We start from the raw sequence: 21,588 nt of genomic DNA on the forward strand, positions 1-21,588 counted from the left end.
TTAATTTGATGGTGTTAATCTTGGGTGTTTTTATTTTACAGATTCAATTTTATCATTTCGAATGAAATGAGAAATCACGCAAGTATATAGGGAATAATTATAACACAAACATCTTAAATATAGCCAGCGGTTTCAACCGCTGGAAAATAAAGAATGGCAAAAAACTACTATGTGTCCCCGTGGTTGAAACCACGGGCTATGTTAATTTGATGAGGTTCTAAATATTTACAACTGCTTCGCCAATCTCCCCAAGGTCTGAATAGCAGTTCTCAACTCATTAGACCAAGGCAATCCAAAACTCAGTCGCATGCAATTTGAAAATTGATTCTGAAAGGAAAAAATCCTCCCTGGCGCAATACTAATATTATGTTTAAGCGCTAAATGATAAAAAGCTGCGGTATCGATTTTTTTATCCAATTCTACCCAAAGAAAGAATCCCCCTTGAGGCTGGCTTACTTTTGTTCCCGCTGGAAAAGATTCCAAAACGGTATTGATGTAATTGGTGCAATTTCGATTTAAAATCTGTCGAATTTTTCTCAGATGATTCTCATAACGGCCATTTTTCAAGAAATCTCCAACCACTTCATGTGTAATAGTGGTGTTAGAAATAGTATGATATAATTTCGTTCTTAAAACTTCTTTTTTAAATTTTCCTGGCGAAACCCAACCCACTCGATAACCTGGCGCTAAAGTTTTAGAAACAGAACTGCAGCACAAAACAATGCCGCTTTCATCATAAGTTTTGCAATTAGTTGGTCGACTTGTACCAAAGTATAGATCGCCATGAATATCGTCTTCAATTAGTGGAACATTGTAGAAATCCATCAAACGAACAATTTCTTTTTTATGTTCATTTGGTAGCATGCTTCCCGACGGATTACTAAAATTACTCATCAAAACGCAAGCTTTTACCTTATTGGTAGAAAGTGTTTTTTTGACCGCTTCCAATTCGATTCCCGTAGTCATATTGGTAGGAAGTTCCATTACGTATAAGCCTAGAGATCGAGCCAATTGCAGGATTCCAAAATAAACTGGACTTTCTGTAATAATTGTATCTCCCGGTTTAGTCAGTGTTAATAAGCAATCTGAAATAGCAGAAATACATCCTGGAGTAGTGATAATATCCTCTTCCGTTAGAGAGCCGCCCCATGTAAAAGACCATCGCGCAATTTCTTTTCTTAAATTGCTATTTCCTTGAATTTCCTCATAACTCGTTCCGCTGTTCGGTAATTGTCGCATTGCCTGAACCATTCCTTTATTCAGTTTAGCAATCGGAAGTAATTCATTGGATGGAAAACCAAGCGAAAGCATGGTAACATCTTTAGTTCGCATATCACCGTAAACCAAATCGATTAAATCTTCGGGTTCAATGTTTTCTAGGCTTAATTGCGGTTTGCTTGCCGAAGGTTCAGCAATTACTCGAGCAGAAATATTACTCACATAATAGCCAGATTGCGGTCTAGATTCGATAAGAGAACGGCTTTCAATTTCGTAATAGGCTTTACTTACAGTACTCATGCTGTAACCCGTTTCGGCGCAAACTTCGCGTATAGAAGGCAGTTTATCGCCAACGTTTAAAACGCCCGATTTGATCTGTTTCTCGATTCGATCAGCAAATTGAAGATATAAGTAATTCGAATTTTTCATAAAATAAAAACTGTTATGCTGCAATTTACAAAAACTGTATCTGTATTGCTGTTTTATTTTTAAGAAATTTGCCAAATCAAAACAGAACAATTTCAAAAAGCAAGTTTGTGAAGACAACAAAATATTATATCGCGGCGATTTCAGCCTTTATTATATGGGGACTTTTTAGTTTGGTCTTAAAGCCAATACATGAATATCCGTCATTAGATATTTTGTTTTTTCGTGTTTTTAGTTGTGCGGGTTTAATGCTTTTAATTGCTTTTTTATTTAAAAGAAAACAAATAAGAGAAACCGTTGCCATTTTTAAAGCTATGCCAAAATCAGAAAAAAGAAAATCGATTCTTCTGAATATTGGCGGAAGCGCATTTTTAATGGCCAATTGGTTTACATTTATCTATGTAGTAAATCATGTAAGCGTAAAAGCGGCTTCTCTAGCTTATTTGGTTTGTCCCATTTTAACGACTTTATTGGCTTATTTTATACTGAAAGAAAAACTGCTTAAAACACAATGGCTTTCTGTAGGATTAAGCATTTCAGGTTGTATACTACTTTCGTACAGTGATATAATGGATATGCTGTTCAGTATTATTATTGGCTTAACCTATGCGGCTTATTTAGTAAGTCAGCGTGCCAACAGAGGGTTTGACAAGTTTATTGTTTTAACTTTTCATATAACTTTATCAGCATTATGTTTATTGCCATTTTATCCAAGTTACGGAGGACCAGTTCCAACAGAGTTTAAATTCTATTTCTGTATCGAGACAATTGCAATTTTGTTTACAATTATTCCGCTTTTCCTGAATTTGTACGCGCTTTCTGGAATCAATTCTTCAACAGTTGGAATGTTATTAAACATCAATCCGATGATTGCATTTGGTTTGGCGGCCTTTTTTTTCAGAGAAAACATTACACCTTTACAAATTACAGCATATGGTATCATTTTTACCGCAGTGTTAGTTTTTAATTCACATCATATTTTTGCGATTAAGCAAAAAATGACCTCAATATCCAAAGGTTCATAAGGGTTAGTTTTCATATTTTTTATTGGTTTAAAATCGAAAATTATAAGAACCTTAACAGGATGTTTAAACAGGAATGACTATTTTTCATTCCTGTTTTTTTATGCGATAAGCCGAAAAAATATTTAGCCACAGATTTTACAGATTAAAAAGTTTTTTTTGCGTTGTATTTTTCACGCAGATTTTGCAGATTTAAGCAGAGACTCGCAGATTTATATAATTTAAAATCAAAAATAAATCTGCTGAAATCTGCAAAATCTGCGTGAAAAATCCTTTTAATCCTTTTAATCTGTGGCAGAAAAAAATACTATTAAAAACCGAATACTATTGATATGAAAAATACCAAACTTCAAGCCTTTACTCCGTTGTTTTATTTAGTGTGGTCAGATGATTTATTGACTCAGAAAGAATTTGCAACTTTAAAAGAGTTTATAAATTCCCTAACTGTTTTATCAGAAGAAGAAAAAGAATATCTGCTTTCTAAACTAGATATTTCTAATCCGCCTTCGCGAAATGAACTCACACAATGGAAATTGGATATTGAAACAAGTATTCACGACAAATCTTCGATCAAGTCGATTTTTGATATTGCGAAAGCACTTTCAGGAAACGATTTGGATTTAACGCCAATCGAATCAGATTTCAAAAAACTAGAAAATGATTTAGGAATTTTAGGAGAAGAAGCGCTTCAAAACTTCAAAACTAAAGCTGGTTCTTTTACGGCCAATTCTCATACCGACGCAAGTTTTGATATTCAGAAAATAACTCAAATTTTAGACGGAAAAGAAGCGGACATAATCAAAAGAGTAAAATCGGTCATTTCAAGGCCTGAATTTGCTTATGAAACTTCGACCGATATTAATGTTTTCAGACAAACCGTTTACAAATGGTGCAAAATTTTAGCCGATGAAAATCTGGGAAATATGGCGTACCCAAAACAATATGGAGGAGGAGAAAACATAGCCGATTATTTTGCGATTATGGAAACGTTGAGCTATCATGATTTGAGTTTGGTAATCAAATTTGGTGTTCAGTTTGGACTTTGGGGAATGAGCGTCCAATCGTTAGGAACAGAAAAACATTATGCTAAATATTTAAAAGATATTGGTTCGCTGAAACTTCCAGGTTGTTTTGCCATGACTGAAACACATCACGGATCGAACGTAAAAGGTTTGGAAACTACAGCAACTTACAATCATAACGATCAGACTTTTACCATTCATACACCAAATAAAAACGCTCAAAAAGAATATATCGGAAATGCAGCTGTTCATGGACAAATGGCAACTGTTTTTGCGAAATTGATTATCGACGATCATGATTATGGTGTAAATGCTTTTGTGGTGCCGTTGCGAGATCCAAACGGAAATGTGGTAAACGGAGTAACAATTGGCGATTGTGGTCATAAAATGGGATTAAACGGCGTTGATAACGGAACCATCAGTTTTGATAACGTTGTGATTCCGAAAGACAATATGCTAGATCGTTTTGCTTCTGTAAATGATAAAGGCGAATTCGAAAGTCCGATTCCGAGTGATAACAGACGATTTTTTACCATGTTAGGCACTTTGGTTGGAGGAAGAATTGGGATTCCGCGTTCGGCTTTAGCCGCAGCAAAATCGGGACTAACAATTGCCATTCGCTACAGCGACCAAAGAAGACAATTTGGACCAGAAGGAGGTTCTGAGGTTCCAATTTTAAATTACAGAATGCACCAGCGCAGATTGTTGCCACATTTGGCTAAAACGTATGCAGTTCATTTTGCATTGCAATACTTAACCAACAGATTTTTAAACAAAACTGAAGCCGAAATGCAAGAAATTGAAGCTTTAGCAGCGGGAATGAAATCGTATTCTACTTGGAGTACGAGAGATATTCTGCAAGAATGCAGAGAAGCGTGCGGAGGAAAAGGTTATTTGTCTGAAAACAGAATTGATGCGCTTAAAAACGATACCGAAATTTACACAACTTTTGAAGGAGATAATACGGTTTTGATGCAATTGGTTGCTAAAAACCGTTTAGCAGAATTCAGAAAATCATTTGGGGAAATGGGCTCGTTAGGAATTATTAATTATGTGTACGAAAATGCAAAAACGGCTATTTCAGAGAAAAACCCGATAGCGACACGAAGAACAGACGAGGAACATTTGTTAGATGGAGAATTTCATCTTCAGGCATTCGTTCATCGAGAGAAAACAATCTTGGCTTCGGCTGCAAGACGTATCAAGAAATTAATAGACGGCGGATTAGAACCTTACGATGCGTTTAATGTCGTTCAGCACCAAATGATTGATGTAGCTGAGGCCTATTTAGAAAGAATAGTTTTAGAGCAATTTCAACTTGCCATAAAAGCAGTTGAAGATGAATCTTCAAAAGCCATTTTGACGAAATTGACTCAATTGTATGCTCTTTCGCAAATCGAGAAAAATAAAGCTTGGTATCTGGAAGACGGTTATATGGAAGCGGTTAAAACCAAAGCAGTTCGTAAAATCGTAAATCAGCTTTGTTGGGATATTCGTCCCGATGCTGTTGCTCTTGTAAATGCTTTTGATATTCCAGAAAGCTGTTTATCGGCGCCGATTGCGCTTTAGATTTTATATGATTTTAGAGGAGCTTTGTCAAAGTTTAAAGCTTTGATAAAGCTCTTCTTTTATAAATTTATTTATAGGATTGACATTCTGTTTGCTAAATTATTTATATCATAAAGATTGTAATTCTATTTTTGGTTAATTATAACCACTGTTGAAATAATTCATTTTTTATATTTTCGCTTTGCTATATTTGTAATTCCTTTATATTAAAATCGCTTTGAAAAAATATTACTTATTTCTATTTCTTATCCTAAACTTTCCTCTTTTTGCATCGGAAAGTACAGATAGTATTTTAAAAGAATTAAACGAAGCGATTAAAAACAAACAGCATTACGTAAAGATTAAAGAAGAAAGAATTGCGAACTTCAAGAAAATAAAATCTGATAATCTTACGAAAGAGCAGGAGTACAATTATAATAAAACACTGTATTTAGAATATCAGAAATTAAATTCAGATTCTGCTATTCAATATGTAAAAAAGAACCTCAAAATTGCAGAAGAACTTCATGACAAAGAGCTCTTTAATTTAGCGCAATTGCAATTGGTAACGCTCTATTCTTCGTCAGGAAAATATCGTGAATCTGAAGCTCTTTTAAAAAGCATTAATAAAAAAAGTATAGCGACTTCATTACTTCCCAACTATTATATTTCGTATCGCGAGTTTTTTGAACATTATGCGGCCAACAGCTATAGCCCTGAATACAGAAAACAGATTGGAAAATATCGAGATTCATTATTAAGTATTTTAAATCCGAATACATTGGATTATAAAATTAATAGAATCCAGCAAGATATTTTTAGTGATAAGAAATACAACGATCCCAAAAAACAGTTATTAGCTTTATTAAATAAAACCAATGAGGAAAGTCCGCAATATGCGATGATTACTTATTTGCTTGGAAAAATTGCCGAAGCTACACATGATTTAGAATCGAGAAAAAAGTATTACGCGCTTTCTGCTACTTCAGATCTTAAAAATGCCAATAAAGACAATGCTTCATTGCAAGAATTGGCATTGGTTTTTTATGAAATTGGCGATGTTGATATGGCTTATAAACTCACACAATCTGCTATTGAAGATGCATTGTACTGCAATGTACAGTTTAGAACTTTATTGATGTCAGAAGTGTATTCTATTATCAATACCGTTTATCAGGAGCGCGAAGCGCAGAGAAAAAGCGAATTACAGATTTATTTACTTTGCATCAGTTTGCTTTCTCTGTTTTTGCTAGTGGCTATTATCTATGTTTACAAGCAGATGAAAAAGGTTTCGAGAATTAGAAGCGAATTGTATGACACGAGCCAGAAATTGGCAGAATTAAACAAAGATATTACCGAAACCAATAGTCAACTTCAGGAAAGCAACCTGCAATTGTCTGAATCTAATTTGGTTAAAGAAGAATATATTGCGCATTTCTTCAATCTGTGTTCGACTTACATCAATAAATTGGAAAATTATCGCATTATTCTAAACAAAAAAGCAACGGCAAAACAATTCGATGAAATTTATAAAATTCTAAAATCAACTACTTTGGTTGATAATGAGTTAGAAGAATTGTACAAGAATTTTGACATTATCTTTCTGAATTTATATCCCACATTCGTTAAAGATTTTAATGCTTTATTGATTCCAGAAGAACAGATTGTTTTAAAACAAAATGAATTGCTAAATACAGAACTTCGAATTTTTGCTTTAATCAGACTTGGAATTACTGACAGTGTTAAAATTGCAGCATTTTTACGTTATTCTTTAAGCACAATTTACAACTACCGCACACGAGCTCGAAATAAGGCTGCAGTTTCGCGAAATGATTTCGAAGAAATGGTCATGAAAATTGGTTCGATGGCTTTGAAAGCGTAAATATTTATTTTAAAACCACTACTTTTTTTACTATAGATTTTATTTTAAATATTTGTAAATCAGTTTTTTAATTTTTTAAACCACTACTTTTTTCTATCTAAAAATGTAACTTGTACGATAACGTTTTAGTTTTACAATATGATAGAGAAAGTTTTTATAATAGACTTTATAATATTATCTAACTAATGCTTAATTATTACTGTTATGTTAAAAAACGTTAAAACAATTGTTGTTTTACTTTTACTGAGTTCTGCGGGAATGAATGCTCAGAACAAAGTTCCAGTTTATCTAGACGATAAAAAACCGATTGAAGAGCGTGTAGAAGATGCGCTTAAACGAATGACTACCGAAGAGAAAATTGCCATGATTCATGCGCAATCTAAATTTAGTTCTCCAGGTGTAAAACGTCTTGGAATTCCAGAAAACTGGATGACTGATGGACCACACGGAATTCGTACTGAGGTAAAATGGGACGAATGGGATCAGGCAGGATGGACAAACGACTCTTGTATTGCTTTTCCAGCGCTTACAGCACTTTCGTCAACTTGGAACAAAGAATTGGCTTCTTTATATGGTAAATCTATTGGAGAAGAGGCACGTTACCGTAACAAAAACGTATTATTAGGGCCAGGTGTAAACATTTACAGAAGCCCGTTAAACGGACGTAACTTCGAATATATGGGAGAAGATCCGTTTTTGGCTTCAAAAATGGTTGTTCCTTATATTAAAGGAGTTCAGTCCAATGGAGTTGCTGCCTGCGTAAAGCATTTCGCTTTAAACAATCAAGAAACCAATCGTAACTCGGTTGACGTAATTGTTGACGATCGCGCATTGTACGAAATTTATCTTCCTGCTTTTAAAGCTGCAGTTCAAGAAGGTGATGTTTGGTCGATTATGGGAGCTTACAATAAATACAAAGGTCAGCAATGCTGCCATAACGAATATTTGTTAAACGATATTCTTCGTGGAGAGTGGGGCTTCAAAGGTGTTGTGGTTTCAGATTGGGGTGGAGTTAATGACACTAAACAAGCTATCCACAATGGTTTGGATATGGAATTTGGTTCATGGACAAACGGACTTTCTTGGGGAACAAGTAATGCTTATGACAATTATTACTTAGCAAAACCATATTCTGAAATGATCAGAAAAGGAGAAATTGGAACAAAAGAATTAGACGAAAAAGTACGTCGCATTCTACGTTTGTCTTTCTTGACGACAATGGATAGAAATCGTCCTTTTGGATCTTTTGGAACAGAAGAACACGCTATTGCTGGGCGTAAAATTGCTGAAGAAGGAATTGTTTTATTGCAAAACAACAATAACATTCTTCCAATCAATCTTTCTAAAACCAAAAAGATTGCTGTAATTGGAGAAAACGCTATCAAAATGATGACTGTGGGTGGAGGAAGTTCTTCGCTTAAAGCTAGATATGAAATCACTCCGCTAGAAGGTTTAAAGAAAAGAATCGGAAATCAAGCTGAAATTGTTTATGCAAGGGGTTATGTTGGAGATCCTACAAGCAACTACAATGGCGTTGTAGCTAAAGTAAGTTTAGAAGAAAAACGTCCACAGGCTGAATTAACGGCAGAAGCTTTAAAAGTTGCTAAAGATGCAGATATTGTTCTTTTTATTGGAGGATTAAATAAAAGTCCAAATCAAGATGATGAAGGACATGATCGTAAAGAATTGAATTTATCTTATGGTCAGGATAAATTAATTAGCGAATTAGCGAAAGTAAACAAAAACATTGTTTTCGTAAATATTTCTGGAAATGCAGTGGCAATGCCTTGGATTAAAGAAGTTCCAGGAATTGTTCAAGGATGGTTTTTAGGAACTGAAGCAGGAAATGCTTTAGCAAATGTTTTGGTCGGAGATGTGAATCCGTCAGGAAAATTATCTTTTACTTTCCCAGTAAAATTAGCGGATAACGGAGCTCACGCTTTAGGCGAATTTCCAGGAGGCGATTCAGTAAAATACAATGAAGGAATTTTTGTAGGTTACCGTTGGGCAGATAAAAACAAAATTAAACCTTTATTCTCTTTCGGACACGGTTTAAGCTATACGACTTTTGCTTACGGAAAAGTAACAGCAGATAAAAAACAAATGAATGCTGGAGATAAAATTACATTCTCAGTTAGCGTAAAAAACACAGGAAGCAGAGAAGGTTCTGAAGTAGTGCAATTGTACATCACAGACGTGAAATCTTCATTGCCTCGTGCCGTAAAAGAATTGAAAGGTTTTGAGAAAGTTGCTCTTAAAGCTGGAGAAGAAAAAACAGTAACGTTTACAATTGACAAAACGGCTTTAAGTTTCTTTGACGATAAAAAACATGACTGGGTTGCAGAACCTGGTGATTTTGAAGCGATAATTGGCGCTTCGTCTACAGATATAAAATCTAAAGTGAATTTTTTACTTAAATAAGTTTTTTATTTCTAAAATTGGTTGGTTTGTAAAGCTGCAAGTGTAAAAATTTGCAGCTTTGCTTTTGATTAAAAATTCACCATTAAGACATTAAGAAATATAAAGAATGGCTTTATTGTCTTATATATTGAGTTAAGTTCATGAAGTAAAAGCTTAATTTTCTTAATGTCTTAATGGTTTAAAAATAATGAATATGAAAAAAATTACGCTTGCAATATTGACTTTATTTTTTGCGAATAATATGGTAGCGCAAAGTCTGAATAAAATGCAATGGTTTAATGAACCTGAAAAATGGAACATTAAAGACAATGCTTTAATTATCAATGTGACCGCAAACAGCGATTATTGGAGAATTTCGCATTACGGATTCACCGTTGATGACGCACCATTTTATTATGCTAATTATGGGGGCGAATTTGAAGCAAAAGTAAAATTGACTGGAAACTACATTGCGCGTTTTGATCAAATGGGATTAATGATTCGCATTGACGAAAAAAATTATATTAAAACAGGAGTAGAGTTTGTTGACGGAAAATTTAATGTAAGCACCGTTGTAACACACGATAAAAGTGATTGGAGCGTAACAACTTTAGAAAAAGTGCCTCCTTTTATTTGGATTAAAGCCGTGCGACGATTAGATGCTGTCGAAATATTCTATTCTTTTGATGATAAAAATTATATTATGACTAGAAATGCGCCTTTGCAAGACAACACGCCAGTTATGGTTGGTTTAATGGCCGCTTCTCCAGACGGAAAAGGTTTTGAAGCCAAATTTGAGAACTTTACGGTAAAACATTTACCAGATCAGAGAAGATCGGAATGGCTGAAAAACCACCAATAGTTTTTAAGTTATAAGTTATTATAAGTTAGGAGTTATAAGTTATAAGTTAGGAGTGATAAAACTGATAGTCAAATCAACAAAGAGCTTCAAACTTGAAAATTTAACTAGTAACACTTCACACAATAACTTTAACCCATAACTCTTAACTCTTAACTTTTAACTCTTAACTTTTAACCCATAACCCATAACCCATAACCAAATGAATATTAAACCAAAAAAACACTACGAAATTCTTGATGGACTGCGTGGAGTTGCAGCTATTTTAGTAGTCGCTTTCCATATTTTTGAAGCTTTCGCAGGCGGAAATCGTTTTGTACAAATTATAAATCACGGATATCTTGCTGTTGATTTCTTTTTCCTTTTATCTGGATTTGTTGTCGCATATGCGTATGATGACCGCTGGGGGAAAATGGGACAATGGGAATTTTACAAACGCCGATTAATCCGTTTACAGCCCATGGTAATTCTAGGAATGATCATTGGGGCTATATTTTACTATTTTCAAGCTTCAGATATATTGTTTCCAATGATTGGAGGTATGGAAGTTTGGAAAGTTATTTTGACAATGGTAATAGGATTTACATTATTACCAATTCCGCCTTCATTAGAAATTAGAGGCTGGGGAGAAATGCATCCTTTAAATGGTCCGGCATGGTCACTTTTTTTCGAATATATTGCAAACATCTTGTACGCCTTAATCTTTCGTAAATTTTCGAATAAAGTAATGTTAGTTTTTGTATTGATATTTGCCGGACTGTTAATTAATTATACTGTTTTTGGACCAAAAGGAGATGTAATCGGCGGCTGGTCATTGAATTGGGAACAAATGAATGTGGGTTTCACAAGATTACTTTATCCATTTTTTGCTGGAGTTTTATTATGCCGTTTAGGAAAATTAATTCATATTAAAAATGCTTTTTGGATTTGCAGTATTTTAATCACAATTGTTTTAGCATTGCCAAGACTTGGAGATGAAAACAGTCTTTGGATCAACGGTTTATACGAATCTTTCTGCATCATTGTAATGTTTCCAATTATTGTAGCAATTGGAGCGGGAGGAGAGATCAAAAATGAGTTTTCACTTAAGATTTGCAAACTTCTCGGAGATATTTCATACCCAATTTATATTACACATTATCCATTAATTTATTGGTTTACAGCATGGGTTGTAGATAATAAAGTTTCGATGGAAAATGGCTATTTGGAAGGAATCGGCGTATTAATCGTAAGTATCATTCTCGCTTTTGTATGTTTAAAATTATACGACGAACCAGTTAGAAATTGGCTTGTAAATAAGTTTCAAAAGAAAAAGCCAATAGAGGCATAATGAGTTTTTTAGAGTTTGTAATTTTTGTTAGTTACAAATACAGAAAGGGATCGACTTTAATGGTTTGTCCCTTTCTTTTTTAGATTATAAAAGAAAATTTATTAAGTTTAAAATAAAAAATAGCCACAGATTAAATGATTAAAATGATTTTGGTTCTGTACTGTAGAGACGCGCAGCAGTGCGTCTAACACTTAGATAACAAAAACGAATGAAGAAATGTCAAGATTAGATGAAACGCACAAAATGCCCATTTTTCAAAAGGCAGAGCAGATTTTGAAGTTAACGGAAGGTTTAGTTCATATTATCCCAGCTGAGAATGAATTCCTGCAAGAAACAACCGTTCGATTTATGTTGGAGAATGCTATGATTATTCCCGCTAAAATCGCTGGAGCAGAAGCTGGTGACTTGTATGATCTAAGAATGGAAAATGCTGCAATTATTAGAAAAGCGGCAAGAGAATTATATGTCCAAGCAGGAAGTCTTCGTTACGAGGATGGAATTACAGATACTGATTATATTTATCTGTTACGAAATACAATTGAAGAATTTCGCTTTTTATTTATTGATTGGGTGGCGAGTTTTGATGTTTGGAATTATATAAAAGACAGTTGGGGATTATTTAATCCGCCGGGTGTAAATGCACATGATAAAGATCCAGATGAGGATATTCCATTTAATCCAAATGATTTTTTTAATTCGGATGATGATGATGACGATAAATAATATAATTGTTTCAAAAGCAAGACTTTTTGTAAGCTTCGGAGAAGCGAAATATTTATAGTAAAGTATAAAATTTTACAACAGAAAGCTCCAGAGGAGTGACATATTTTTTACAATTTATAATGGTATGTCTCTCCGTTGGAGCTTTTTTTATTTGTCTTATTGAATCTCTATAAATAGTACATCTGATAAAAAGAGATTGTCTTTTTTTAGTCAAACCCTTTTATTTTTCAGATAAAATAAAGACAATAAAAGAAAAACCTGTGTCACTTTGGATTTCTATCTCTTTATAGCTTAACCTAAATTAACTCATAAAAATTTCGTTTTCCAATCTTAATTTTGGTCTCTTTTTTTAATGAAATCAATTCATACGGATCGATAATTTTTTCATTGTTAATCTGAACTGCACCACTTTCAATCAATCTTCTGTTTGCTGATTTTGTAATATCATTTTTTATAAAGGCACAAAGGTCAATTAATGCAATTTCATTGGTTTTGCTTTCTAAAGAAGAAATTGAAACAGGAACAAATGATTTGGTTTCGGCATTTTTACTTTGAAATTGATTAATAAAAAATTGTTCTGCTTGTTCCGCTTCAGTTTGATTATGGTATTGGCAAATGATATTTTTGGCAATCAGTTTTTTAATATTCATCGGATTTTCATTCTCTAATCTTTTCTTGATTTCTTCTTTTTCTTCAAATGAAAAATCGGTTGTCAATTCTAAAAATTCAAGAATAAGAGCGTCAGGAATTGACATCGTTTTACCAAACATTTCATTTGGTTCATCAATTAAACCAATTGTATTATGAAGTGATTTACTCATTTTTTCTTTTCCATCCAATCCTTTCAGTAAAGGCATACACATCACAATTTGCCCTGAAAGTTTAAAACTTTCCTGCAATTGTCTTCCCATTGTACAGTTGAATAGTTGATCTGTTCCGCCCATTTCGATATCAGCATTAATTTTAACCGAATCAAAACCTTGTAAAATTGGGTAAACCAGTTCGTGCATGGCAATTGGCGTATTTTCTGTAAAACGTTTATTAAAATCATTTCTATGCATCAATTGAGCAACCGTCACATTGGACATAATCTGAATCACTTCAGAAAAAGAAAGTTCATCGAGCCATTCTGAATTAAAAACAATTTTAGCTTTTTCAATATCAATAATTTTAGATAATTGCGAAATGTAGGTTTCTGCATTATGCTGAACTTCTTCAATGTTAAGAGGTTTTCGGCTTTTATTTTTTCCTGTCGGATCACCAATTCTTGCGGTAAAACTTCCCACAACGATTACGATTTGATGCCCTAAATCTTGAAATTGTTTCAACTTTTTCAAGACAACTGCATGTCCCAAATGCAAATCTGGAGCAGTTGGGTCAAAACCTAGTTTGATAATTAGTTTTCTGTTTTCTTTTTCAGCCTGATTGATTTTTTCTTCTAAGCCATTTTCGGGAAGAAAGATGGCGGCATTTTCTTTTAATTTTTCAATTGTTTCCATTTTTTTTTGAAAATAAAAAAGCCCGGACGTAATGCCCGGGCTTTAAGGTTTATATAATTTATCTATTTAATTTATAGTCGTGAATACGTTGAATTATATGCATAGCCTATCCGAGCAGATATTATTGCATAATAATAAGTGCTGAAAAAAGGAAGGCGTAATATGCTGTTCAAGAATTTCATATTGATTGCAAAGATAAATTTTATGTATTAAACTGGCATCATATTTTAATCATTTTAAACAAAATATCATTAAATGCTTGAAATGGATAACCTTCAGCAGAGAAAGAAAAGATAAATATTCTATTTATCCCTTAGTATTTTAGAAAATAAAAAAGGTTCAAAGGAAAAACTTTGTCCCTTTGAACCTTTGTAACTTTGTAACTTAAAAAAATTATTCTAAAACCAATTGGCTTAGAGCTTCTTTAGTAAAACCTTTTAATTCTTCAGTCTTTCCTGCTTTGATTTTAGCAACCCAATTCGGATCTGATAAAAGAGGTCTTCCAACGGCAACCAAATCAAAATCGCCTCTGTCGAAACGTCTGTTTAATTCTTCTAAAGAAGTCGGTTGCGAACTTTCTCCTGCAAATGCACCAAAGAAATCGCCAGAAAGTCCAACAGAACCTACTGTAATAGTTGGCGCTCCCGTTACTTTTTTAGCCCATCCAGCAAAGTTTAAATCAGAACCTTCAAATTCTGGTTCCCAGAAACGACGTTGCGAAGCGTGAATAATATCAACACCAGCATCAACAAGAGGAGTAAGCCAAGCTTCTAATTCCTGTGGATTCTTAGCCAATTTATAATTATAATCAGAAGGTTTAAATTGAGAAAAACGCATAATCACAGCAAAGTCGTTTCCAACTTGCTTTCTCACTTCTTTAATTACTTCAATAGCAAAACGATTACGTTCAGGAAGTGTTTTTCCTCCATAAATATCTTCACGTAAATTGGTTTCAGTTCTAAAGAATTGGTCAATTAAATAACCGTGCGCACCGTGAATTTCAACAGTGTCAAAGCCTAATCTTTTTGCATCAGCAGCAGCTTTTCCAAAAGCAAGAATAGTATCTTCAATATCTTTTTCAGTCATGGCAACACCATTTCTAAAATCAGGACGGTTTAATCCAGATGGACCTTCAAATGGAACTGGCGGAACCCATCCAGAATGGTGGTTGTCCATAATTCCCATGTGCCAAATCTGCGGACCCATTTTTCCACCCGCAGCATGAACTTCGTCAATCACTTTTTTCCATCCGTTTAAAGCTAAATCGCCATAAAAGTGAGGAACATTCGCATCATTAGAAGAAGATTTTCTGTCAATAACAGTTCCTTCAGATAAAATTAAACCAACTTCGCCTTCAGCTCTTTTTTGGTAGTAAGCTGCGACTTCATCAGTTGGAACTCCGTTAGGAGAAAAAGAGCGCGTCATTGGCGCCATTACGATTCGGTTTTTCAGATTTAACGATTTTAGATTAAATTCTGAAAATAGGTTGTTTGTACTCATAGTAATTTTACAAATTAGATTGAATTAATTTACTGAGTGCTTCAAAGGCACCTTCGTTACGTTTATAATAAGTCCACTGTCCAACACGTTTGGCCTCGATAAAACCAGCGCGCTGTAAAATAGACAGGTATTCGGATACTGTGGATTGTGTCAAACCAGCTTTGGCCTGAATCTGCCCAACGCAGACACCATGCTCAAATCCGGCATGTTCTAGCTGTCCCGGAAAGTTAATTTCGGGCTCTTTTAACCATTCCAGCATTTGCAATCTGGATTTGTTCGATAATGCTTTAAAAATTTCTATCGTTTCCATGATGCAAATATATCGACTTTTCTCGATATATAGATTTAAAGAAAAATATTTAGGATAATTTTATGATTGGGGAGGACAAATGAAGAAGATTTTAATAAAGAAAATTTATATTTGTTGTTTAATGTTTCTTAGGAATACACAATATTTTTACTCTCATTTTATGTCATTTCGACGAAGGAGAAATCTCCGCGAGAAGCTCGACAAAGATTGGATTCTCGTTGCAGAGTTACTTGTGGAGATTTCTCCTTCGTCGAAATGACAAATATTGAGGCAATAACATGATTAAAAAACAACCCCAAATCCAAATTAAACTTAATCTATTATGAAAAAAACTTTACTTATTGCAGCATTTTTATGTTGTGTAATTACCAGTTCTAAAGCTCAAGTTGTAGGCGTAGATGTTGGAGATATTGCTCCAGAAATTGATCTTCCAGATACAAAAGGAGAGAAAGTTGCACTTTCTTCTTTAAGAGGAACTTTAGTTTTAGTAGACTTTTGGGCTTCTTGGTGCGGACCTTGCATTAAAGAGCAGCCTCTATTAATAAAATTACACAATGCGTATCCAGACAAACTATCAATTTACGGAGTTTCTATGGATACCAAAAAGCCATTATGGACAGGAGCTATCGCAAAAGCAAAACTGCCTTGGACAAATGTGAGTGATTTAAAATACTGGCAATCTCCAGTTATTGGAGATTATATGCTACAATCTATTCCATTGAATTTTTTAATTGATAAAAACGGAATTATTTTAGCAAAAAACATTCACGGACCAGCTTTAGAGGCTAAAATTAAAGAGCTTTTAGAGGTTCAGTAAGATTTTCTTTAACCGGAAAGAGCGCTAAGGTTTACGCAAGGTTCGCAAAGTTTTTAAATTCTTAGCGTGCTTAGCGTAAACCTTAGCGCTCTTTGCGGTTAAAAACAAAAAAGCCCAATCGATAATATATTGGGCTTTTAATTTCTAAGACTCTTTAATCACTTTTTTTACACCTCCAAAACTCGTTTTCAGCATTTCTCTTATCTGAAACTGCGTTTTGTTTCCCGATGCGCTTTTCCAATCTTTGAGATCAAAAATGTGAATTTGATCTGCGTAAGGATTTGTTAAGAATGAAATTCTTGAAATGGTATATTTATAGTATTTCAGTTCGTGAGAAACATGTCGATTGGGAACCACAATTAATATATTTTCCCAGTTCAAAAAGTCCTTCGGAACGTCTTTTCTTTCTAATAATCCTAAAGATTCAAAAAAAGCCACAATCTTCTGATCATTAAGTTTGTTAATCTTATGATCAAGGTTTTTGAAAGTCGTTTGGAGTCTATTTTCATTCATAATAGTACTCATAGTAGAATTGCTTTTTAAGATTTCAATATAAAATTACATTAAAAGAAAATAATTTTTGAATCTGAAGCCATTAGATTCATTCTAAATTTTGAAAGCCTTTCTAGAAACATTTGTTATGAATGAGTTATCATATTTTGATAAAATACTATTAATGTTTCTTCTCTAAAAACTTTATTTTTATCGCTATCTGATTTTACTAACAAACCAAACTTATGAAAACCACTTTTGTTCAAAAAACAATTCTCTGTTTTTTTCTTGTATGTTCATTCCATTTATTGGCTCAAAATAAATCGGGGAGAGCACTTATTTTAATCGATAAAGATTGGAGCTTTTCATTTGGCCATCAATACGATACCAAAAAAGATTTCGGTCACGCCGAAGGCTATTTTTCGTATTTAACCAAAACGGGCTTTGGTGATGGACCAGCGGCTTCTGGGTTTGATGATCGCGCTTGGAGAAAATTGGATTTGCCGCATGACTGGGCAGTTGAACAGCCTTTTAGTGAAACCGCAAGTTTCAGTCACGGATTCAAATCAGCAGGCAAAAATTTCCCAGAGAAAAGTATTGGCTGGTATAGAAAAAAGATAAATATTCCGAATGAAGATTTAGGGAAAATTATTTCTCTAAAATTTGATGGCGTTTTTAGAAATTCAAAAGTCTTTTTCAACGGATTTTATTTAGGAACCGAAGAAAGCGGTTATAATGGTTTTGAATATGATGTGTCGGCTTATGTTAATTATGGAGGCGAAAATACAATTGTAGTGCGTGTCGATGCTTCGATGGAAGAAGGCTGGTTTTATGAAGGTGCCGGAATTTATAGACATGTTTATCTTCAGAAAACAAATCCACTGCATGTGAAGCAAAACGGAACTTATGTTACATCAGAAATTTCAAAGGATAATGCTTTAATTACTGCAGAAGTTAAATTGGAAAACAAAGGTCATTTTAAAGGAAATGTAGAAATAAATCAAATTATTTTGGACGCTTCTGGAATACAGGTTGCTACAAAATCTGAAAATGTTACAGCTCCAGAGTTTTATAAAACAAATGCTTATTCATCAAAATTGAATGTCAAAAATCCGCTTTTGTGGGATATTGATTCGCCTAATTTATATCAGTTAATTACTGAAATAAAAAAGGATGGAGAAGTAATTGACAGCTATAAAACCTCTTTTGGAATTAGAACGATTGAATTTAATCCAGAAAATGGTTTTTTCCTTAACGGAAAACAGGTAAAACTGAAAGGAACAAACAATCATCAGGATCACGCGGGAATTGGAACAGCACTTCCAGATGAAATTCAGTATTATAGAATTGCAAAACTGAAAGCAATGGGTTCGAATGCTTATCGCTGTTCACATCATCCGCCAACGCCTGAATTGCTGGATGCTTGCGATAAATTAGGAATGCTGGTTATTGACGAAACTCGTTTAATGGGAATCAATGAGTATCATTTGAATGATTTACAGCGAATGATGGAGCGTGACCGAAATCATCCGAGTATTTTCTGCTGGTCAGTTGGAAATGAAGAGTGGCAGATTGAGGGCGGAATCACGGGTGAAAGAATTACCAATATCATGCAGGATTTTAGTAAAAGTATCGATCCAACAAGACCTGTAACAGTAGGAATCAGCAGCGGATTTAAAAGCGGAATCTCTTCTGTTGTAGAAATTATGGGATATAATTATCTCGGAAATGGAGATATTGATGCGCATAGAAATCAGTTTAAGCAACAGCCAGGAATGGGAACAGAGGAAGGTTCGACTTTTGCAACGCGTGGAATTTATTTTACAGACGATGCCAAACATTATAAAAGTGCATATGATAAAAAGCCTCGACCAACTTTTTATAGTATAGAAGAAGGCTGGAAGTTTTATGCTGAACGACCTTATCTCGCAGGAATGTTTATCTGGACAGGTTTTGATTACCGCGGAGAGCCAACGCCTTATGGTTGGCCGTCTGTAACATCTTATTTCGGAATGATGGATGTTTGCGGTTTCCCGAAAGACAATGTTTTCTATTTGAAATCTTGGTGGGGAAAAGAACCCGTTTTGCATGTATTGCCACATTGGAATTGGAGTGGAATGGAAGGCAAAGAAATTGATGTTTGGGCGTATTCCAATTGTGATGAGGTAGAGCTTTTCCTTAACAAAAAGAGCTTAGGTAAAAAGAAAATGGAGCAAAACAGCCATTTAGAATGGAAAGTAAAGTATACTCCAGGAACTTTGGAAGCGGTTGGTTATAAAAACGGAAAAAAAGTACTTTCTGATGTTCAGAAAACTACTGGAAGAGCAGAAAATATCAAGCTTTCTTTGGATAAAGAAAATGTATTGAAAGGAAATGTTTCTGTTTTAACGGTTGAAACTACAGATAAAAAGGGCTTGCACATTCCGACAGCAAATGATGAAATTATGTTTTCGATCAAAGGCGGTAAAATTTTAGGAGTAGGAAACGGAGATCCAACTTCATTAGAAAGCGATCAATTTATTGATGATATCGCTTTGGTTGCTATAAGTAATTTTATGGAGCAAAAAGCAACAACTGCCTCTCTGCCTCAGAAATTGCCTAATTATTCAGAAAAAGAGTGGACAGAAGCTTTTAAAGACCGCGATTACAAAAAGCAAGCGCCATCTTATATTTATAAAGGAGAATTTGATTTGAAAAACAACTCCGCTTCGAATGTTGTGAGTTTCTTTTACAAAAAAATAGGAGTTGAAACAGTGGTTTTCATCAACGGAAATAAAGTTGAACCTAGTAAAGATGATTCTCAAAAATATGTTTTGAATTCGGCTATTTTAAAAGAAGGAAAAAACACCATTCACATTGCAGCAACGCCTTTACAAAAAGTAAAAGACTGGGATGTTATGAATACAGATCCAGGAATTATTCAAGTAATTACACCAGCAGAATCTTGGAAAAGAAAGCTTTTTAATGGTTATGCGCAAATCATCATCCAGAAAGATGAAAATGCGAAAGAAGTGGTTTTATCTGCTTCTGGGAAAGAGTTAAAGAATGGTTTGATTGTGGTGAAGTAGTTTTTTTAACCGCAAGGCACGCTAAGAATTACGCAAAGTTCGCAAAGTATGTTTAGCTTTAGCTAAATGTAGATTCAGATTTGTCCTCCTGAGCGAAGTCGAAGGATATGCGCATGTTAAATCCTATTCGGAGCTACTTGTGTGTCCTTCGACTTCGCTCAGGAAGACATAAATTGAAAAAACTTTGCGACTCTGCGACTTTGCGAGATTCTTTCATAAAGCTAAAAAAAACTTAGCGAACCTTGCGTAAATCTTAGCGCTCTTCGCGGTTAATTTCAAAAACCTGAAACTTTAAACTTTAAACATGAAACAAAAAATATTGTTTGATTTTCATAACTTTGCAAAATGAATAATCAAACAGAAACACAGAATTGCGATTTCACTTCAGATTTGAAGATGAAAGGTTTTAAAGTTTATCCTATAAATGGAGATTTCAGCAAAGTTCCCGTTTACAGCCGAAGAGACTTTTATAAAATCTGTATTAATACTAGTAAAAGTATCATACAATACGCCGACCGCGGAATAGAAACCGACGGAACGATTCTGTTTTTTGGTAATCCTATTATTCCATATTCTTGGGAAACTATTTCTGAGAAATTCGAAGGTTATGCCTGCGTTTTTACCGAAGAATTTTTTAAAACCAAAGACCGTTCTGAAACCCTTCAGGAATCGCCTTTGTTTAAAATAGGAGGAACTCCAATTTTTACTTTAACTACTGAACAAAAGGTTTTTATCGATTCCTTATTCCAAAAGATGATTGAAGAGTACGAAACCGATTATGCTTTCAAAGACGATCTAATGCGCAGTTATGTCAATTTGATTATTCATGAATCAATGAAAATGCAGCCTTCAGAGAACTTCTTTAAACATAAAAATGCTTCTTCGAGAATTACTTCTTTGTTTTTAGAATTATTAGAAAGACAATTTCCAATAGAAACCAAAGATCAGCCGTTAGCTTTAAAAACTCCTCAAGATTACGCGCAGAGCCTTTCTGTTCATGTAAATCATTTAAATCGTTCTGTAAAAGAAGTTACGGGGAAACCAACTACTGCACACATTACAGAAAGAGTCATTAACGAAGCAAAAGCTTTATTGCAGCACACAGATTGGAGTATTTCGGATATTGGTTATTCGCTTGGATTTGAATATCCGAGTTATTTCAATAATTATTTTAAAAGACTTACAGGAACGGTTCCGAAATCGCTTCGAATGTAAATTGTTTCAATTTCTTAATTTTTTGTTTGAATATTGTTATTTCGGCATTGTAGTATTGCACTACATTTGCCCTGAAATAAACAACGAATCTTTGTATCAGTTTTTTTAATGACTAAATAACACTTCACAAAAGCATGCTCCGCTTTGCATTTAGTTTTAAATTTTGATAATAGAAAAATATAATTTTTTTTAAAGTATTAATTAAAATCAAAATCTCCTTCTATCAAGAGATTCGATGTACTGATTATTTCATTCAA

The 21,588-nt window shown here is 34.0% G+C and carries 15 protein-coding genes; 10 read left to right on the top strand and 5 right to left on the bottom strand.

Annotation, left to right across the window (positions count from 1 at the left end):
* Window positions 1-225: 225 nt before the first annotated feature.
* Window positions 226-1,647 carry an aminotransferase-like domain-containing protein gene (locus ACFO3N_RS18575; protein ID WP_379800247.1) on the bottom strand — a complete coding sequence of 474 codons (1,422 nt, stop codon included), beginning with the start codon at window positions 1,645-1,647 and terminating at the stop codon, window positions 226-228.
* 107 nt (window positions 1,648-1,754) lie between these two features.
* On the opposite strand from ACFO3N_RS18575, the gene ACFO3N_RS18580 reads away from it, so the two are divergent.
* The 7 genes from ACFO3N_RS18580 (at window position 1,755) to ACFO3N_RS18610 (ending at window position 12,430) form a co-directional block, all read left to right on the top strand.
* Window positions 1,755-2,669 (top strand): EamA family transporter, encoded by a 915-nt coding sequence (locus ACFO3N_RS18580; protein ID WP_379800249.1) that lies wholly within the window; start codon window positions 1,755-1,757, stop codon window positions 2,667-2,669.
* 329 nt (window positions 2,670-2,998) lie between these two features.
* Window positions 2,999-5,257 carry an acyl-CoA dehydrogenase family protein gene (locus ACFO3N_RS18585; protein WP_379800251.1) on the top strand — a complete coding sequence of 753 codons (2,259 nt, stop codon included), beginning with the start codon at window positions 2,999-3,001 and terminating at the stop codon, window positions 5,255-5,257.
* A gap of 217 nt (window positions 5,258-5,474) precedes the next feature.
* On the top strand, window positions 5,475-7,118 hold the full coding sequence (locus ACFO3N_RS18590; RefSeq protein WP_379800253.1) for a DUF6377 domain-containing protein: 1,644 nt from the start codon (window positions 5,475-5,477) through the stop codon (window positions 7,116-7,118).
* Window positions 7,119-7,322: 204 nt separating this feature from the next.
* Entirely contained in the window at window positions 7,323-9,539 is a 2,217-nt protein-coding gene (locus tag ACFO3N_RS18595; protein ID WP_379800255.1) for a glycoside hydrolase family 3 C-terminal domain-containing protein, read from the top strand.
* A gap of 193 nt (window positions 9,540-9,732) precedes the next feature.
* Window positions 9,733-10,380, top strand: coding sequence for a DUF1349 domain-containing protein (locus ACFO3N_RS18600; protein WP_379800257.1), 648 nt, complete (start codon window positions 9,733-9,735; stop codon window positions 10,378-10,380).
* Window positions 10,381-10,579: 199 nt separating this feature from the next.
* Window positions 10,580-11,707: an acyltransferase family protein gene (locus ACFO3N_RS18605; RefSeq protein WP_379800259.1), complete on the top strand. Its 1,128-nt coding sequence runs from the start codon at window positions 10,580-10,582 to the stop codon at window positions 11,705-11,707.
* 216 nt (window positions 11,708-11,923) lie between these two features.
* Window positions 11,924-12,430, top strand: coding sequence for a hypothetical protein (locus ACFO3N_RS18610; protein WP_379800261.1), 507 nt, complete (start codon window positions 11,924-11,926; stop codon window positions 12,428-12,430).
* A gap of 296 nt (window positions 12,431-12,726) precedes the next feature.
* Here ACFO3N_RS18610 and tyrS read toward each other — a convergent pair whose 3' ends face one another.
* From tyrS to ACFO3N_RS18625, 3 genes are all read right to left on the bottom strand, one after another.
* The gene (tyrS, locus tag ACFO3N_RS18615; RefSeq protein WP_379800263.1) at window positions 12,727-13,929 is read right to left on the bottom strand and encodes a tyrosine--tRNA ligase; all 1,203 of its coding nucleotides are present in this window, start codon (window positions 13,927-13,929) and stop codon (window positions 12,727-12,729) included.
* Window positions 13,930-14,322: 393 nt separating this feature from the next.
* A complete protein-coding gene (locus tag ACFO3N_RS18620; protein WP_379800265.1) occupies window positions 14,323-15,429 on the bottom strand; it encodes an NADH:flavin oxidoreductase in 1,107 nt (368 codons plus the stop codon).
* 7 nt (window positions 15,430-15,436) lie between these two features.
* Entirely contained in the window at window positions 15,437-15,739 is a 303-nt protein-coding gene (locus ACFO3N_RS18625; RefSeq protein ID WP_091496855.1) for an ArsR/SmtB family transcription factor, read from the bottom strand.
* 322 nt (window positions 15,740-16,061) lie between these two features.
* On the opposite strand from ACFO3N_RS18625, the gene ACFO3N_RS18630 reads away from it, so the two are divergent.
* Window positions 16,062-16,556, top strand: coding sequence for a TlpA family protein disulfide reductase (locus tag ACFO3N_RS18630; protein ID WP_379800267.1), 495 nt, complete (start codon window positions 16,062-16,064; stop codon window positions 16,554-16,556).
* A gap of 144 nt (window positions 16,557-16,700) precedes the next feature.
* On the opposite strand, the gene ACFO3N_RS18635 is transcribed toward ACFO3N_RS18630, so the two are convergent.
* Complete coding sequence (locus ACFO3N_RS18635; RefSeq protein ID WP_095927623.1) at window positions 16,701-17,081, bottom strand: hypothetical protein; 381 nt, start codon at window positions 17,079-17,081, stop codon at window positions 16,701-16,703.
* A gap of 212 nt (window positions 17,082-17,293) precedes the next feature.
* Here ACFO3N_RS18635 and galA point away from each other — a divergent pair, with 212 nt between their 5' ends.
* Both galA and ACFO3N_RS18645 read left to right on the top strand, forming a co-directional pair.
* Complete coding sequence (gene galA / locus ACFO3N_RS18640; protein ID WP_379800269.1) at window positions 17,294-20,116, top strand: beta-galactosidase GalA; 2,823 nt, start codon at window positions 17,294-17,296, stop codon at window positions 20,114-20,116.
* A gap of 345 nt (window positions 20,117-20,461) precedes the next feature.
* Entirely contained in the window at window positions 20,462-21,331 is an 870-nt protein-coding gene (locus ACFO3N_RS18645; RefSeq protein ID WP_379800271.1) for a helix-turn-helix domain-containing protein, read from the top strand.
* Window positions 21,332-21,588: the final 257 nt, after the last annotated feature.

It is taken from the genome of Flavobacterium chungangensis, assembly GCF_042654045.1.
In the GTDB taxonomy this organism is placed as follows: Bacteria; Bacteroidota; Bacteroidia; order Flavobacteriales; family Flavobacteriaceae; genus Flavobacterium; species Flavobacterium chungangensis.

What these genes read in the sequence shown, in the direction of transcription:
- ACFO3N_RS18600 (WP_379800257.1), top strand. Translation starts at nt 9,733, where the DNA reads ATGAAAAAAATTACGCTTGCAATATTGACTTTATTTTTTGCGAATAAT.
- ACFO3N_RS18630 (WP_379800267.1), top strand. Translation starts at nt 16,062, where the DNA reads ATGAAAAAAACTTTACTTATTGCAGCATTTTTATGTTGTGTAATTACC.
- tyrS (WP_379800263.1), bottom strand. Translation starts at nt 13,929, where the DNA reads ATGGAAACAATTGAAAAATTAAAAGAAAATGCCGCCATCTTTCTTCCC.
- galA (WP_379800269.1), top strand. Translation starts at nt 17,294, where the DNA reads ATGAAAACCACTTTTGTTCAAAAAACAATTCTCTGTTTTTTTCTTGTA.
- ACFO3N_RS18625 (WP_091496855.1), bottom strand. Translation starts at nt 15,739, where the DNA reads ATGGAAACGATAGAAATTTTTAAAGCATTATCGAACAAATCCAGATTG.
- ACFO3N_RS18595 (WP_379800255.1), top strand. Translation starts at nt 7,323, where the DNA reads ATGTTAAAAAACGTTAAAACAATTGTTGTTTTACTTTTACTGAGTTCT.
- ACFO3N_RS18610 (WP_379800261.1), top strand. Translation starts at nt 11,924, where the DNA reads ATGTCAAGATTAGATGAAACGCACAAAATGCCCATTTTTCAAAAGGCA.
- ACFO3N_RS18620 (WP_379800265.1), bottom strand. Translation starts at nt 15,429, where the DNA reads ATGAGTACAAACAACCTATTTTCAGAATTTAATCTAAAATCGTTAAAT.
- ACFO3N_RS18585 (WP_379800251.1), top strand. Translation starts at nt 2,999, where the DNA reads ATGAAAAATACCAAACTTCAAGCCTTTACTCCGTTGTTTTATTTAGTG.
- ACFO3N_RS18575 (WP_379800247.1), bottom strand. Translation starts at nt 1,647, where the DNA reads ATGAAAAATTCGAATTACTTATATCTTCAATTTGCTGATCGAATCGAG.
- ACFO3N_RS18635 (WP_095927623.1), bottom strand. Translation starts at nt 17,081, where the DNA reads ATGAGTACTATTATGAATGAAAATAGACTCCAAACGACTTTCAAAAAC.
- ACFO3N_RS18645 (WP_379800271.1), top strand. Translation starts at nt 20,462, where the DNA reads ATGAATAATCAAACAGAAACACAGAATTGCGATTTCACTTCAGATTTG.
- ACFO3N_RS18605 (WP_379800259.1), top strand. Translation starts at nt 10,580, where the DNA reads ATGAATATTAAACCAAAAAAACACTACGAAATTCTTGATGGACTGCGT.